This is a genomic window from Paenibacillus sp. SN-8-1 (assembly GCF_050995535.1).
In the GTDB taxonomy this organism is placed as follows: Bacteria; Bacillota; Bacilli; order Paenibacillales; family Paenibacillaceae; genus Fontibacillus.
The window spans coordinates 3,200,249-3,215,518 of sequence record NZ_CP194782.1; the positions used below are offsets into that span (position 1 = coordinate 3,200,249).

At 52.0% G+C, this 15,270-nt stretch carries 20 protein-coding genes; 2 read left to right on the top strand and 18 right to left on the bottom strand.

Annotation, left to right across the window (positions count from 1 at the left end):
* Positions 1-27: 27 nt before the first annotated feature.
* From ACRRNK_RS15505 to ACRRNK_RS15545, 9 genes are all read right to left on the bottom strand, one after another.
* The gene (locus ACRRNK_RS15505; protein WP_433943618.1) at positions 28-471 is read right to left on the bottom strand and encodes an IPT/TIG domain-containing protein; all 444 of its coding nucleotides are present in this window, start codon (positions 469-471) and stop codon (positions 28-30) included.
* 16 nt (positions 472-487) lie between these two features.
* Positions 488-1,981 carry a phage portal protein gene (locus ACRRNK_RS15510; RefSeq protein ID WP_433943619.1) on the bottom strand — a complete coding sequence of 498 codons (1,494 nt, stop codon included), beginning with the start codon at positions 1,979-1,981 and terminating at the stop codon, positions 488-490.
* Between the two features lie 16 nt (positions 1,982-1,997).
* On the bottom strand, positions 1,998-3,692 hold the full coding sequence (gene terL, locus ACRRNK_RS15515; protein WP_433943620.1) for a phage terminase large subunit: 1,695 nt from the start codon (positions 3,690-3,692) through the stop codon (positions 1,998-2,000).
* Positions 3,692-4,117 carry a phBC6A51 family helix-turn-helix protein gene (locus tag ACRRNK_RS15520; protein WP_433943621.1) on the bottom strand — a complete coding sequence of 142 codons (426 nt, stop codon included), beginning with the start codon at positions 4,115-4,117 and terminating at the stop codon, positions 3,692-3,694. The genes terL and ACRRNK_RS15520 overlap by 1 nt, the downstream gene beginning before the upstream one ends.
* A 1,278-nt stretch (positions 4,118-5,395) precedes the next feature.
* Positions 5,396-5,854, bottom strand: a complete 459-nt coding sequence (locus tag ACRRNK_RS15525; RefSeq protein ID WP_433943622.1) for a hypothetical protein — start codon at positions 5,852-5,854, stop codon at positions 5,396-5,398.
* A 29-nt stretch (positions 5,855-5,883) separates the two neighbouring features.
* The gene (locus ACRRNK_RS15530) at positions 5,884-6,057 is read right to left on the bottom strand and encodes a hypothetical protein (RefSeq protein ID WP_433943623.1); all 174 of its coding nucleotides are present in this window, start codon (positions 6,055-6,057) and stop codon (positions 5,884-5,886) included.
* A gap of 14 nt (positions 6,058-6,071) precedes the next feature.
* The gene (locus ACRRNK_RS15535; RefSeq protein ID WP_433943624.1) at positions 6,072-6,245 is read right to left on the bottom strand and encodes a hypothetical protein; all 174 of its coding nucleotides are present in this window, start codon (positions 6,243-6,245) and stop codon (positions 6,072-6,074) included.
* A gap of 153 nt (positions 6,246-6,398) precedes the next feature.
* A complete protein-coding gene (locus ACRRNK_RS15540) occupies positions 6,399-6,590 on the bottom strand; it encodes a hypothetical protein (RefSeq protein WP_433943625.1) in 192 nt (63 codons plus the stop codon).
* A gap of 134 nt (positions 6,591-6,724) precedes the next feature.
* Positions 6,725-6,883, bottom strand: a complete 159-nt coding sequence (locus ACRRNK_RS15545) for a hypothetical protein (protein WP_433943626.1) — start codon at positions 6,881-6,883, stop codon at positions 6,725-6,727.
* Positions 6,884-7,023: 140 nt separating this feature from the next.
* Between ACRRNK_RS15545 and ACRRNK_RS15550 the strand changes: the two genes are divergently transcribed.
* Together ACRRNK_RS15550 and ACRRNK_RS15555 are read left to right on the top strand one after the other, a co-directional pair.
* Positions 7,024-7,239, top strand: coding sequence for a helix-turn-helix domain-containing protein (locus ACRRNK_RS15550; RefSeq protein WP_433943627.1), 216 nt, complete (start codon positions 7,024-7,026; stop codon positions 7,237-7,239).
* Positions 7,236-7,430, top strand: coding sequence for a hypothetical protein (locus ACRRNK_RS15555; RefSeq protein WP_433943628.1), 195 nt, complete (start codon positions 7,236-7,238; stop codon positions 7,428-7,430). The genes ACRRNK_RS15550 and ACRRNK_RS15555 overlap by 4 nt, the downstream gene beginning before the upstream one ends.
* 2 nt (positions 7,431-7,432) lie before the next feature.
* On the opposite strand, the gene ACRRNK_RS15560 is transcribed toward ACRRNK_RS15555, so the two are convergent.
* The 9 genes from ACRRNK_RS15560 to ACRRNK_RS15600 form a co-directional block, all read right to left on the bottom strand.
* Positions 7,433-8,158 (bottom strand): hypothetical protein, encoded by a 726-nt coding sequence (locus ACRRNK_RS15560; RefSeq protein ID WP_433943629.1) that lies wholly within the window; start codon positions 8,156-8,158, stop codon positions 7,433-7,435.
* A 1-nt stretch (position 8,159) separates the two neighbouring features.
* Positions 8,160-8,561 (bottom strand): sigma factor-like helix-turn-helix DNA-binding protein, encoded by a 402-nt coding sequence (locus tag ACRRNK_RS15565; protein ID WP_433943630.1) that lies wholly within the window; start codon positions 8,559-8,561, stop codon positions 8,160-8,162.
* Positions 8,549-9,472, bottom strand: coding sequence for a zinc-ribbon domain-containing protein (locus ACRRNK_RS15570; protein WP_433943631.1), 924 nt, complete (start codon positions 9,470-9,472; stop codon positions 8,549-8,551). The genes ACRRNK_RS15565 and ACRRNK_RS15570 overlap by 13 nt, the downstream gene beginning before the upstream one ends.
* A 358-nt stretch (positions 9,473-9,830) precedes the next feature.
* On the bottom strand, positions 9,831-11,348 hold the full coding sequence (gene dcm, locus ACRRNK_RS15575; RefSeq protein WP_433943632.1) for a DNA (cytosine-5-)-methyltransferase: 1,518 nt from the start codon (positions 11,346-11,348) through the stop codon (positions 9,831-9,833).
* Positions 11,348-12,583, bottom strand: coding sequence for an HsdM family class I SAM-dependent methyltransferase (locus ACRRNK_RS15580; protein ID WP_433943633.1), 1,236 nt, complete (start codon positions 12,581-12,583; stop codon positions 11,348-11,350). The genes dcm and ACRRNK_RS15580 overlap by 1 nt, the downstream gene beginning before the upstream one ends.
* A 181-nt stretch (positions 12,584-12,764) precedes the next feature.
* Positions 12,765-13,358 (bottom strand): adenylate kinase, encoded by a 594-nt coding sequence (locus tag ACRRNK_RS15585; protein ID WP_433943634.1) that lies wholly within the window; start codon positions 13,356-13,358, stop codon positions 12,765-12,767.
* Positions 13,355-13,513: a hypothetical protein gene (locus tag ACRRNK_RS15590; protein ID WP_433943635.1), complete on the bottom strand. Its 159-nt coding sequence runs from the start codon at positions 13,511-13,513 to the stop codon at positions 13,355-13,357. Before ACRRNK_RS15590 ends, ACRRNK_RS15585 begins: the two co-directional genes overlap by 4 nt.
* 1 nt (position 13,514) lies before the next feature.
* Positions 13,515-14,834 carry a hypothetical protein gene (locus ACRRNK_RS15595; RefSeq protein WP_433943636.1) on the bottom strand — a complete coding sequence of 440 codons (1,320 nt, stop codon included), beginning with the start codon at positions 14,832-14,834 and terminating at the stop codon, positions 13,515-13,517.
* 13 nt (positions 14,835-14,847) lie between these two features.
* On the bottom strand, positions 14,848-15,228 hold the full coding sequence (locus ACRRNK_RS15600) for a 3D domain-containing protein (protein WP_433943637.1): 381 nt from the start codon (positions 15,226-15,228) through the stop codon (positions 14,848-14,850).
* Positions 15,229-15,270: the final 42 nt, after the last annotated feature.

A 15,270-nucleotide genomic window follows, 5' to 3' on the forward strand; every position in this document is an offset into this window, starting at 1 on the left:
CCCGGTCTTCCTTGTAGGTACCGCCATTTAAATGTAAGGAGCCACGTACGCCGTGACTGCGACGCTACCGGTTGTTGGCGCTGTTGCGGCTGTAGCTTTTAGCGCCAGGAGTCCGGCGATAGGCTGTTCGAGCACGTTCCATTCCTTCGACGTGACCAATACGTTACTCTGCGAAGCCGGAATCGTAATAGAAACGGTCGCACCTGTCGGATCTTTGTAATCCCCGACGCCTTGTAGCTGTAGAGTCAGCGTGATCGGTTGGTTGAGCGTATTATCTACCCGGAGCATGATATTTTTATAGCTGCTCCAATCTAGGTTAGTTCCTATGAAGTTCGCAGACGTGTTTCTTACGCTGACTGATCCTATAGTGACGGATGTCGCTTTCAAAGCGCTACCCTGTACGTCTACGGCGAGTTGGAAGTTTTGTCCTAATACAGTAACGTTACCTGTGTTATTGGAAAACGATGGCAACAACGCCGCCCCCTATCTATATTTGTTTATATGGATCGCTTGCAGCACGCCTTTCATTCGCTTCACTAGCGATCTCCTGCTTCTTCGCCGCTACGTTCTCAACGCCCAATCTACGCATCGCACCCGCAACGGACTCGAAACCTGATGCGGTTTCCTCCGTTAAGAGGTCAACGAGAGATTTGCGGTTATCCGGCAACGGTAAGACGAATTTAACTTCGTTGTCGTACTTCGTAATTGCGCGAACAACAGATTTGTCGTACGCAAAAGAAGCCCGATCAAGCCGCGCCTGTAAGTAGCGTATAGATTTTTCGTGTAGCTCCTGAAGTCCGTCCTGCCACTCAAGCCAGTGTTCCTCGGTCTCCTGGATAATGGCCTGGAATAGTACATGAAGCGTATCCCCGTTAAGGCCGCCGAAGTTTAGTTCTTGCGGAACGATATTCGGTAGCGACGTTACCTCGTGAAGCGCCGATTTTAAACGGTTAGCATGCGCTTCGAAAGCGGCTGACCATCCGAATGATCCTTCTACGCGTTTAATATCCGGCTTAGCTTCTCCCTGCATCGATGTATTAGCGATCTCGATAACGGCTCCCGGTGCGATATCTACCTTATCCGCTGTTCCGGCCGGTACGTTAAGTAGCGCGGTCATAGCGAACATTTCGAACTTCAACGCATCCGACGCGTCCTCGAACATCGAATTAATCCGGTCCGTAATCGAGCGCATAGCTTCGATTTCTGACGTGTCCATTTCCTCGCCAGACAATCCTGGTACCGCGAACGAAACTAGCGGTAGAAAGTTAAGGTCCATCGTATACCGCTCCGTAAGCGTTCGATATACTTGGAGATCCTCCGTATATTCGGCGTCTTCGTAGTAACACGTTCCGCCGGACATCTCGAATGATTCCTTCCGGATAATCGTACGCCCATCTTCCTCGCGCTGAGATACGAAATGTCCTCCGATAAGTTGCGTCATTTCATCGTCGGAGTAAACCGGTACGAACTCCGTATCCGGACGCCATACCCAGCGGAGTTTACCTGTAGCGTTATCGAATACGATCTTAACGACTACTCTACGCGCAATTAAATAGTCACGCGCCGCCTTCGTAAGAGACGTCCGCATTCTATTCTCGCGCCATAATTGGTACAGGAGCGCTTCGTAATCCGCTGCGACCTTCGCTTCCTCTGCGGAAGGTTCCGCCGATGTCGGTACGTTAATGCCGTGCTGTCCGCCCATGAGCCAGCGCGCTTTCTTATCGATAAACGATTTGAAATAGTTCGTCGTTGAGCGCGTAGGATCGTAGTCCAGACCGGCCGGCCTCGGTAGCTCGTCCGCTGATACGAGATGGCCCGTATCCGGGTTAACGTGCTGCTTACCGCCGTAGTATTCGTAATCACGTAACTGCCGGTCGATGCGCTGCCAGGTCCGCGGCCCTAACGCCTGCTGTAGCGGTGAGAAAATTAGCTCCGTGTAAGTGTCTGCGCTAATGGTTGCGTATGGAACTGAGAATTTCACATGCGCCCTCCTTTCGTTATCGTGTACGTTTATTTGCGGTTCTTATGGATACGTTTGACGATGCGCCGGCCCTTACCGCCATTTCTAGCGCATCGGGTCCGTCATCGTGGTTATGATTCGGATAGAGCTCGAACATTTCGAGAAGCAAGCGCTGTTCTCGCTTAAACCGTATGCGGCCCGCTTGGATGTCCGGCAGTAACGCCTCAATCCGTAGGGACTTGCGCGTCCTCTGCTTGATTTGTTTCATACGTGTTTGCGCCGGGTAGCCGCGTTTCTCTAGCGCTTCGCCGAGCTTTTGCGCGAACCACTCCTGCGCCTGCTGTGCCTCGACCGCTAACGCTTCGTACTGGTACGACATCGTCTTTTCGAGTACGCGGTCTAGTAAAATGTCCGGCTTAATACGTTCAAGGAATACGTCCAGGACGTAAAAAATACCGTTAGGACTTTTCCCAACGGTAATAATGCTACTGTAGTCTCCGCGCTCTTTACCCATCGCAAAGTCTACGCCGGCGAACGTCTGCAGCGTTACATGTTCGATATCGGAGTCCGTGTAATAAACGAAATCTTCCGGCTTGAATACCTGCGTTTCCTCATCGATCGGATTACCGAGATACTCCTGGTTGAACGCCTTGGTTCCGATAGCCTCGCGCTTCTCCATAAAGTAGCGATACGTATAGGCTTGCGGCCACAATACGGATGTCCCTCGAAGCATTTCCGCTTCATTCTCCGCGTAGAAAGCGTCAGCGCGTTCCTTTGCGTCATCTCTGTCCGCGTTGTAGAGCGTCCGCCATTCTTGCCACAAATCCTCACGTTCAGACCACGAAAGGATCGCCGGGAACTTACGAGAGATGAAGTCTTTACGCTTTGTGAGTACGTGATTGAGCAGCGAGTCATAGTGTACGATCGTTCCCATGTATACGCAGATGCCGCCGAAGCCGAGCGCCTCAAGCATCTCCGTACGGAACCAGTTAAGATTCTTCGCGCGGAGCTCTTTCGTGTTCGTATTGTCGCCGGATTCGAGATCGTCAAGCAGGAACAAGTCGGGCCGCTGCGAACCGTGCCGCAATCCCCGCATCTGCGTTCCCATACCCTTCGCCTCGACCTTCGTCCCGGTCAGCGTGATAAATTCGTACTTGTTATCCGTTTCGTTCATCGACTTCCGCGCGTGTAGGAGTTCGCCAAAATCGCGCCGGAGCTTCTCGTTAAATACGAGCTGATTACGCGCCCACTGGATAAAGTCGCCGGCTACGTCCGTCGTCTCCGATACCTCAACGATATAGCGCTTAAGCCTGTACGCTACCTGGTGAACGAGGTAAGCGTTAGATAAGTAAGCTGTCTTTGCGTGGCGCCGTCCTACCGACCAACCTACGTTCGAGTCGACTTCCCCGCGTGAGATATCGTCAAGCAGCGAGCACAGCGTTCGGTGAAAGTCCGCTGCATCCTCGAACGACTGGCCCGCAGGTATCAAGTTATCGGGATTGCCCGGATTGCGATCCTCCGAAAAGTATTCGTACGTGAAGTAAAGCAAATCGTATTCTCCGCGGTGTATCGACTCAATCCGCTTTAGATCGTCGACCGCCGCTTCCCACTGATCTACGTCATGCGCCGTTAACTCCGGCATGCTTGCGTACATATCGTCGAGTTCCGTTAGTAGCGCCAGGTGCTTCGTACGTTCCGGTCGCGGCAACCATTCGCCGCCTACAAACGCCATTACTCTGCGCCTTCCTTACGCTGCCTTAAGCGGGCGAGACGTTCTTCAAGTGCTGCGCGATCCTGACCGTTATCCTCCGTCTTAACTTCCGTCTTATCTACGAGGAGTCCGTTAAACTTGTAGAAGAGTTCGATACCCTTCATCGAGCCTTGACCCTTGAGCGACATTTCAATGTGCTTCTCCATGAAGTCCGGCAGATGCGCTTCGAACGCTTGGCTCGCGCGGTAGTTGACGTACTGGATGAATTCCGTGTTACTCGTCCGCCAGTTATAGAATTGGCGATCGGAGATATTCGCTTGCTCCGCAATCTGTGCGAAGGTCAAGCGCTCCTCTTTCGGTAGGAACTTGTTTACCGCGAGCAAGTCCGCCGCTTTCAGTTGGTCACCCGTTAAGTTAGCGGATAGTTTTTCGAGCTTAGACGCCATGTGTGCGTCCTCCTTTCGTATGGCTTAAAATCAACGTGAAATAAGCGCCTTTCTACCGTTAGGCACCGAATACACTCGGCCGGATAGAAACGCGCTTATTTCACGGAAATTTTACGGGAGATTTATGCGTAGGGGCTTCCGTTAGACCCGGACATTTAAAATTTTGCGAGAAAGGTTCGGAGGTCAGGTCCGCAGGCCCCCGTAACAGGCCCCCGGGGGGTCACACACTTCATCGCATTAACGCGTAGTACATGTTCACAAAACGCGCATTTTGCGTATATCTCTAGCGCTGCCACTAACCGCCCGCAAACCCGCGCCACGCCTACGTTTTTACCGCCTACCCTGCGCATTAACCCGCCTACTATGACCGCTAAATCTCCGTACATACAGCGTTATTCACCGTTTATTCAGCGTTTATACAACCGTTACGGATCCGGTTAGGGTCGATGTTTCCGAGGCGTGTCTGTCCGGGAGGCGCTGGCGGATGTAATACCGGAGCGCTAACCGTATGCTCCCTACGTATTAAGCGGTACCCCTAACGGAGTCCCTAACGTTATCCCCTACGCTACGGAAACCCTACGCACCCACTCCGTTAACAATCGCTTCATATATGGCGCTTAATCTGTACGCTTATTTAGCGTTGCCGATCGTATATAAAAGAAGCGCTACTCATCCGCTCAAGCAAGGCGGACAAACAGCGCTATATCCAACCGCCAGGATAACGCCTGCATACGTACACTATCGCTAAGTACAGCGCAGGAAACGCAATGATAAACGCTATGCTACGCCAATCCTTCTCTACCTCAAAGATGTAAAGAGAACGCATGTACACGGTTAATGCGGTTATTACTAACGCAATGTATCCGCACAACAATACGTACATAAACGTAACCATTAGCGCATATCCCTCCGTTTAATATAACGTAAACAAGCGCAATCCCTTACGTATGTTACCGTAGGAGACTGCGCTTTAAGACCCGCGTTATTCTTTGGGTTTGCCTACATGAGATACTTCTGAGAATATGCTTCATGTATCTATCAAACAAAGGTTGTGTTCTTAAAAGAATAGCTTCGGGCTTTCGCCCTTGCACTCACATCCTTTCGGATGTTCGTACGCGTATAAAAATATGATATATCTATTCCTTTAATTGGTCCGCGAGGTTCAATGAGCGTTAGCGAATTTAACCGAAGCGGTATATTTTGTTTGTTATTATTATGTTCGTTATTATTACGTTTGTTCTTATTACCGTCACTCTCCGGTGATTTAGGTAATTCACTCTACAGTGCATTAGGTAAATCACTCAGGAGTGAATGACCGTATAGTTCCGTTAGATTCCGCCTAATCTCCTCGTCAGTCAGCTCGCTATAATACTGCGGATAGTACAGCTTATCCCGCTTGTTACCCGCATAGTCATACGCAGACTTAACGAGTCCTACCGCTTCCAGAACGCCACATAGCGGCTTGATACGGTTACGTCCGATGCCCGTCTCGTCAGCAATCCGCGCTACGGATGGGAACGCGCTCATATATCGATCGTTGTCCGGCTGTCCGTTAACCATCGATAGAAGGTACGTGTATAGCGCCACGATATGGACGTTACTCTTATCGTACTCGCGTGCGATAGGTACGATCCTGCGGAACAAGTCGTGCGGAACCGGAGCATAAAAGCCCCGATCCAGCGACTCCGTTTTCTTGCGTGCTGATTCGCTTGCTAACCGCTGAAATTGCTCGCTCATACTCCAACACACTCCACTCCACGTATTTATTATTTACTCGCGTCATACTCGTCTAAAGCGCGTTTAACGGCGTCATCCTTGGCGAAGAGCCAGAAACGGCCGCTAGTCTTTTCGTTGATTCCTACGCAAATATATCGGATGCCTTTCGTCCGCAAGAAGTGAAACATCGCGGGCGAGTAGCAGTATAGGTAAGCGTTGTTCATACTTAAGTCCTCCCTTAGTTAAACTCGACAACTGCGCTAGTGACGCCGTCCTCCAACGATTGTTCAAATTCGTAATTGAAATCGTCAGCGTCTTCGAAAGAGTCAAACGTTTGATAGCCTTCTTTTCCTTCTTCAAGAAGCAGGAACTCATTTCCGTTTTCATCAGTTAGTTGAATTGCGTATTGCATACTAACACTCTCCTCTTCAGTTTGTTCCTGGACGGGAAAAAGACCGCGCGATGGCGGTCCTTCAATTAATTTCCACCGGGTATATACCCGTATGTAACTAAACGCAACAAATGTAACCCTTTACCGCAAAGAAAAAGACGCCAGCATCGGCGCCTATACTCGTATTTCCTCGCTATCTACGTAAAACTTAAAGTAGTCCGCGTTATAATTTCGCTCGGACAACTCACGTACCGCCCTGATCGCGGCTTCCCTATTCGGGTGCTCCTCGCGCCAAACTACCGTATTTTTGGCGATGTCCACTACGCTAACAGTCATAGCGCAGCCGCCAGTCTCACGTCGATCCAATTACCGCCAGCCGTCCGCACATACAGCCGCTGGCCTATCCGTTTACCGCATGTAAACCGTTGTTTCTGTGTATTCATCGCCGCAGGCCTCCCGTTTGTTCCGTAATTTTACGTGGGGCCGAAGCCCCGCGTTTTCTAAATCTCGTTTCTCGAATGTTTCTGCGCTACTTCGATGCGCTTTCTCGCGTCCCGTGCGGAAATCCCCAAGACTTTGGAGACGATACATGCCGCTTCCTCAAGTCCGTGCAAAGCTACAAATTCGTTTATTCCGTCTGTGTAATATGTTTTTGCCATCGTTATTACCTCCATTTTGTCGACTCTTTTAACGTGTCGTTGTTATGTATCTACTATACCACGACTCACTTAACGTGTCAACACCGGATTGACACTTTTCCCGAGCCACTGTATATTTAACATAACCGGAGGTGATTACGATGACAGTCCGATCAAATTTGCGGACCCTAGCGGACGCTCGCGGCCTATCTATACGAGAAATCGCGCGTGATATCGACTACCGCTTCGAAAGTGTACGATCAATGTACAATGACGATACGGAGCGCTATCCGCGCGACCTATTAACGAAGCTTTGCGTTTATTTTGACGTGGAGATTGGCGAGTTGCTTACGCTGCAGAAAGGAGATACGCTATGACACGCTTTATGAAGTCGCTAACCTCGAACGTTCACTTTTATACCGCGCAGCTTGAGCGGGCACCTATCGTTATATTTATCGAGGACGAGCTTATGGGTAGCGGAGTAATCGAAGATATAACGGAGACTTCCGTTAAGATCCGCGGTGAATATTACATGCGCGATGCTTGCACGTTTAAGTACGCGAGCTGAATCTACGCAGCTTCCGGAAGAGTAAGCGGAACCTCCTCCGCCTGCTCAAGCGTTACCTCGTTCATCGCGCACATTCCTTCCGCCCACCTGCGTCCGAGTCCGATTCTCTCCGTAAATGGTTCCGTAAGCTCGCCGCCATTCTCGCGCAGGTTATACGACTTCATGCGTCCGGGCGATGAATCACGCTTATACTGCGCCTTACGTTCGCGGTTCTTCTCCTGCGCTGTCTTCTCTACGAATCGGTGTTCACGCGCCGTCCTTACGCGGCGGATCGGCTTAGCGCGGTCATTTCCGTCCGCACCGTAGGTTTCCGCTAATACGTCGCTATATTCGTTGTCTCGACGCCGATCCTCTTGGTATAGCGACATGATCGGATACTCCTCGATCGTCATCTTATCCGGACGCGTGTCCGTCAGTTCCTCGTAAAGCACCGCGTTAGTCAACCGGTCCATTAACGCCGAATCTACTTTTACCGGTGACGGCCGCTCTCCTTTCGCGCCTCTTTCGTACCACGCGTCGAGTACCCGCTGATTAAACTCGCCGTGCTCCCGGTAATATCCGTCCTGGATCGCGGCTACTAAGAGCATGCGCGTCTCTCGGTCGCGAATATCGTAAGTGGCTCCGTTATATGGGAACGGAATAGGCGGTGCGCCGTCCGCTTTGAAATACGTTCGTAGTGCGTTCTCTAGCGCTTCGACTGCGCTGCGAGTACGTTCGATATACGTCAAATTAAGCCGCCTCCTCTTCCGTATCTTCAAGCGGATATTCCGCGATAACCTCCCCGTATTCCCAACGCTTGTACACTTCCGCAATCTTAACCGCTGCCTCTTCGTACAATTTTGCGACGGCTTCCCGCGAGTTTCCCATAACAGCGGCCGCTTCCTTCTGCGTGAGGTCGAATCCGGATACTAGCGCAACGGCTTCCGTCTGGCGTTCGGATAAGCCTGCGGAACTAATCGCGCCCGCCAAATCGATGAGAATATCGCTGGCTGCCGTATCGCCCGAAAATCTAGCGGCAGAAATCGCGTGGCGGTCGCGTAGTAGTTTCTTAACGCCGGCTGAATCATCCAAACAATAACGTTGCGTGTATGTCCGTCCCTTACTCTCTATGTCAACCTTCACTTTCCCCACACATATCCCGCCTCTCGCTTAATAAAGTCTAAAATTATTGATTCCATCTCCGAGAAATCTTCGTAGCAAATACGAAGCAGTGGAATGTTCTTAGAATTGCACCACTCGTTCTTTCTCCCGTCGTGCTCTTGCCTAATTTGAAAATCTCGAATCGATTCAGGATTTTCTTTTTGAATCGGCCTATAATGATGGATTCCGTCATACTCAATTAAGGAGACGACCTTTCCCTGATGAACTATCCCAAAATCAAACAATGAGTGTCCGCCTCCCAGACCTAGCAGTCCATTGAAAGACACCTGCTCAATAAAAGGGATCCGCATTGCCTCCAACAATCTCCGCACTTCTTTCTCCCCTTTTGAGCCACAGCATATTGGACACCACGTGTTAGAGAATGTCCTTTGCGCGATTGTGGCGCTCCATTCGTGCGCACATACCCCACACATCCACCAAGCTCGTCGCCCGCTTTTTGGTGCGAAATCACATGGACTAAGCGCTCCGTTTAGACTGGGATGCCATTCAGAGGCGATGTCCGGGCATACTGCCGCAAGATTGTGGTCTTTAGTTGCCGCAGCTCTACGCTTTGTTTCTCCCGACTTTTTACCGGATAGCCGGGCTGACTCTCGCCGCGCACAATCTTGACACCTATCCAATCCGTCCCGTCTGGCGTAGAGAATAGCTCCGTACTTTTGCTTCGACACTTCTTTACCGCAGATATCGCAAACCTTAGTTACTCTGACATCGCTTGCTCTCGAAATATGTTCAACTGCTACGAGCATCTTCTCCCGAGGAAGGACGTTGCCTCTCCAAGGCAGAGCATACCCACACATCTCATAATGCTCGGCACTTTTTGGGTGAAGTGTAACCTCGACGAATCGTTCTTTTATGGACAGCCTAAACACTTCCTTGGTCAATTTATCGTATAAGTCCGCATACAACCGGCCGCCTTACGCTATGTGAATAAGTCCGCACGGAATGACGCCGATAGCTGCGGTTTCTATTGTGAATTTTTCATGCGTTGAACTTTGCGAATCAGTTACGCCAGGTCTCCGTCCGAATCGATAACGCCGCGCTCTTTGATAACGCTGCTCTCGATCCATGCGTATTCACATTCGGAGTGAACAACATAATTGTGCGCGTAGACGCTCGTTACCGTATCACCTACGTAGATGTCACCGCCGCACCATGCGCAGATACGGATAGTTCGCGGTTCATCGCGTGGGCCTGGCGGTTGGAAACGGTACTCGGGCGTGCTATCGCTGAAGGCGGACATTATGCGGCCTCCGGTAACTCGTATTCCTGCAGTAAACGTGCGACTAAGCGCTCGCCGATCGCTCGGATAACGTTAACCGTAACGGCGTTGCCCGCTTGTTTGTAGCGTTGGGAATCCGATATGCCTGCGTTCATAACTGCGTCGTGCTGATCGTCGGTGAAGCCCTGCAAGCGCCAGCATTCACGCGGAGTTAACTTGCGGATTCGGTAGCGTTCCATTACGTGAGTCCTACGACCTTTACCGCTGTCACCTGGCGATGTTCCTTTCGCATAGTTGGCGTCCACAGCGTACGCCAAGCTGGAACCGTCCGAGTATTGGTCCAGCTGCGGTTCTGAAAGTGGCTTACCTAGTTCGAGTATCATATCCGGCTCTTTATAACACGTAGCCGTCAGCGTGGGTCCTACGCTGTTTACGTTGTACTCATTTAACTTTCCGAATGTTCCGTTCTTCCCTTGTAATAGGCTCTGAGGCTCTATAATCTTAGGCTCTCGATGACCTCCGCCCATTGTCGTTAATGTCGGCGCAACGCCTGTCGGCGCAACGCCTGTCGGCGAGTAAACGCGCCTAATCGTATCGTTACCGCGCAAATCTACCATTCCGACCATTACGCAGCCGTCCGAGTCTTTTTCGTAATGTTCGAGTGATCCGACGACTTCGGGCGTAGGTTCATTCAGCCAAATACCTGGCGCATCTCCACCGCCACCAACGCGCAGAGGAGGCGTGATATCTTTCCGTGCAACGATCTCACGTGAAAGCCCGGCATCAGTCAGCATCGTGTCCTCTTCCGTAGACTTGGCGAGCGTCTCGTCTGTCAACCGTTTAAGAAGCGTAGCTGTCTTGTCCTCACTCAGGTAATATTTCTCGTCAACCAGCCCCTCCAATACGTCTCTTAACCTCGTCGTCACTTCGCCATTATCCGGCCAATCGAAGTTAAACGTCCGTACACCCAACGCCTGCGCTCTCCGCTTAGCCTTAGCGCCTACATCGTTTCCGGTTACGCTCCATTCCTCATGCTCAGCGTCACGATCCGCGACAACGAAGATACGTTCCCGATTCTGCGGCACTCCGTAGTGTTTCGAGTTGAGTATGCGGAAGTCCACTGCGTAGCCGATATCGTTAAGAACGGCGCACATGGTATCGAATGTCTTACCGCCGTCATGGGATAACAAGCCCTTCACGTTTTCCAGCAGCATTAGGCGCGGTTGCTTCTCTTTCGCAATCCGGGCAATCTCGAAGAACAGCGTTCCGCGTGCTTCCTCGAATCCTTTACGTTGGCCTGCGACTGAGAACGCCTGACACGGAAACCCACCGACCAATACGTCATGATCCGGTATATCCTGTGCGTCAATCTTCGTTATGTCTCCGTGAAGCTCGTCCGCTCCGTTGTACAGCGTTTTGTATGCCTGCGCTGCGTACTTATCAATTTCCGAAGCGAATACGCACTCGCCGCCTAACGTATCTAGCGCTGAGCGGAATCCTCCGATACCCGCGAACAACTCGATATATTTAAACGCCATTAAGCCGCCTCCTTTTCGGGAGTCAGACCGTTGCCTGTTCGGTCCAACTCCGCATAATAATCCGTTATTATCCGATCCTGCCAAGCAAAGTCGAAAGAGCTGACCAATTCACCTCGCCATTCTATCTCATCGCCAGAACCGAGCGTCAATTCGTTCCAGCGGTAGGGCCCGTCAGAAAGTCCGTAACTTGCGTCCTTATAACCATCGCCAGTATTGTTCGCGTGCTGAAACATAAACGCGCTGACGTCTTTAACGCTATGCCACGATGGTATATGTGGATACAAATTTGACCGCACCAGGTAATCGTCCGTAAAGTCCTCCAACAGCTCGTCCAATTGCGTGAGCCCGTCGCCCCACTTATCCGTCGACTTCCCGTCCTTGTCGTAGCCAATGTCGGTAATCTGCGCGAAGTAAGCCGGCGCCTGTCCCGCAAGGAATCTCGCATTGAAGTCCGTAATATCCTCGTAACCACCGCGTCGGAAATTCGAGCCCCACCGTTTTGTTGCTGGCTCGAGCAACGGAGTGCCGGGCGGCGATTTCCGTACGATGAGGATCTGCGTAGCAATCGTTGTGCCGGTTAGTGCGAATGTTTCGCCGGGAAGTCCGATTGTTGCAACGTGCCAACACGTTTGGTATAAGATTTGGCGTATCTTCTCCGCATAGTTAGCGTAGTTTAGTCCAAACGGAAGCACAAACGCAATGTATCCGCCGGGCCTAACCGCCTTGATTGCGAGCTCAATAAACGCAACTTCCGACTTCCCTTTCGCACGTCCCTTCGTAACTCTCAGCGTTTCGAACGAGTCGGGGAGATCCGCAGCATCAACGTCTATGCTTACACCATACGGAGGGTTCCCGATCACATAGTCGTAGTAATCACGGCGGCCGTGCGTAAATGCGTCGCCCTGGATGACGTTAGCATTCGGATATATCAGCGACGTTACCTTTGCGCTAGTTTCATCGAGTTCGAGCGCTGTTATCTCCGCATCTTCCGGCAAGTGTTCGATAAATACTCCGCTGCCGGCCGACGGTTCGAGAAAGCGCGAGCCAGGCGCGAACTTTCCGCCACTTAGACCGCTCAATGCTTCGATAATGAAGCGCGCTACGTGCGTCGGTGTATAAAAGGCTCCGCCGGCGTAAGCGTTAGGTAGTAAACCGCCTGTTGACGTGTAATTCTCGCGGAGAAACGCGATGTCTTCCGCTGTTATTTCGCTGCGTGGCTTTGCGACGATTGCCATAGAGCGGACGTTTCCGTCCCATCTTGCGCGACTTGCCTTTCCGATATCTCAACGCCTCCTTTATACGCCTTCCCTAACGTTGCATCAACGAATCCCTCACGGTAACCGTTGCGCAATCCCATCGCATAAGCGTGATCGTACGCTTTGCCGACACGTTCGTTTAACTCCGCAGAAGTGAAAATCACGATGCGTCACGCCCCGCGGAGCGTAGTGTAGCGATTATCCCGTCAATCTGCGCATACAACTCGTCGAGGCTACCGTCATTCGTAACGGTAAAGTCCGCAGCGTATCCGTCGAGCGCCGTTTCCGTTCCGTGCATGAGATCCGTATAGTTAAACGTATCGCCCGATTCGATGGCGCGTTGGATTCGGATGCCGTCTTGCGCTTGTACGCGGATAAGGACGTAGCCCTCTGCGTTGAGGCGTCCGTATTCGTTTGGCTGGCGAACGTCGGTGATTACGGCGCGGAACGCTGCGTCAGGCCCATACATGTAGTAATCTGCGACATGATACGACTCCGCTTCCGTAATAGCCTCGAGGCAAGCGTCAATCCAAACGTTCTCGCCGCGATGTTCGCGCATGAACTGTCCGTGAAATTGATAGCCAGCGCGCGGCTTCGGTTCGCGTGGGATTTCCGGATAACGGCGGTGAAAATCGTCTTTCAACGGGTCACCAAACGCAAAGCGTGTGTATCCGTAGTTGGACGCTAGATAAGCGGCGACAACGTCCTTGCCTGCGCGGAGCTTTCCGATGAGACCGATGTTAGATAACGTCATTCTGCGGTCACCTCCTCGTCAGATAACGTAGTTACGTCCCATTCGCACGCGTAATCTTCGTTAAATAACCAATCACTCACGCGGTCGGCCGGACTCCATCCCGCAGCCTCATCGTCGTCATACATTAACTCAACCGTGAATACGATGCGTTTCATTTTACGCGGCCACCTCCTTTCGTGATCCGGCGTTGTCTTCACGGGAGTCGTCGATGATAGTAACGTCGCTCCTGTACGCCCAAGTATTTCCGTCCGTACGCCCTCCGTGGTTGTGCGCATATAAGAGTCCGCTGTCATCGAAGCCGACACAGACACCGCAGGTTCCCGGAAGGAACGCGCTCAGCCCCGTAGCTTTTACGACGTCCCCAACGCGGACCTCCGTCGGACCCGGCACGCTCAGATATTCCGCAGGCACTTCGAGGCCAAGCGCACGGCGCAGCGCGATCGCACGTCCGATGTTAACGTTGAATACGTCGTTCGGTGCGCATTTGGCGGTACCGCGGCCAATAATCCGCTTCTGAGCGGATTCAATATCCCGAACAAGCGCAACAACCGTTCTCCTTTCGCGGTTAACAACGAACTCGCACTCGTCCGTAATACAACTTCCATCGTGATCGGAGAACCAAACTCCCCATTGTACGCAAGCGTTCGGATGGTTCGTACTTAGCAACGTCTTAACGTCAGCCTTCGCACGCTCAACGATCTCGTCACGGACTTGCTGCGGAGGCTTCTTACGCGCTCTAGCCCGCTCTTGATACACGTGTAATGCTTCGTTTACTTCCGCCACAGTTGCGGTCCGCGGTATCCGTCCCTCCAACTTCGCGATACGCTCTTTCAACTCCGCCAGCTCGTCCGCTACGCCTTCGTTAATTAGGTCGATGTCCAGTCGTGCGATACGGAGCTTATCCGCTTGCTCGCGGACCGTTTCCTCAAGCGTCCGCACCTTCGTAGCGAGCTCCGTATATTGCGTTGTTAACGTTGCGATATTATCCGAAGCTTGTTCCGTGGCCGGGCGTGAGGAGAGCGGTGAGGTTAGCGGTTCGAGTACGCGATACTCATGGGGATCAAGAAAGACCTCGGAATCCTCTGTACCGTCCGGCCGAATATCCGGCTCGTCTCCACACATGCTCACGACTTCGTAAATCTGTCCGTTATCATATCCGTACTCGACCAGCGCTTCGTCCACCGCGTTGACGATAACAACACGCTCGCCTACCGCGGCCTTACGATTGACGAGGCGGAAGCGTTCTCCGTCGATGCGGACGATATCGGATGGTTCTAGGACACGCATGTCCGCCTCACTGTTTGCGGTCGCCGTCCACGTCTCATTCGGCGTGACAACTCGTCGGCTATAGCACCTTGCTACGCGGCCGTTTTTCGTATAGATAACGAGGTCACCGTCAATCGCCTTCCGCTTAACCTCGCGATATTCACGCTGCAGGCCGAGTTCATCCGTTAGTACCGTAATTTGTTCGCTCATATAATCCGCTCCCTTATTCGTCAATGTGTACGGCCACTTTCTGCCGCCCGAACTTGCGCGCTTCCTTATTCGACGCTACGAGCACGTCGATCTTCTTCCGCTTAATGGCGCCGCCCGTATCCTCGGCGATCGCCTTAATGCGTGTGCCGTCCGCAAGCTTAACGGTCAGCTTCGTACCTAGCTTTATAACGCGCGGATCTACTGCCACGACCGTTCTCCCTTCGTGTTTAACCGTGCGTCTTACGTCAACTCCTGACGCGGTGATTCCCGTACATCCATCCGAACATCGCGCGGTATAGGCCGTCGCGGTGAACGTTGTCCATTCGCTCGCTTCGTCCTTTGGCGCGGACTTAGCGGCTGTGGAACGGGGAGGGCCAGTGATTGCCTGTTTCACTGGAACTCCTTTAACGTCCTTATTCGGAGGGATTCCGTTAAT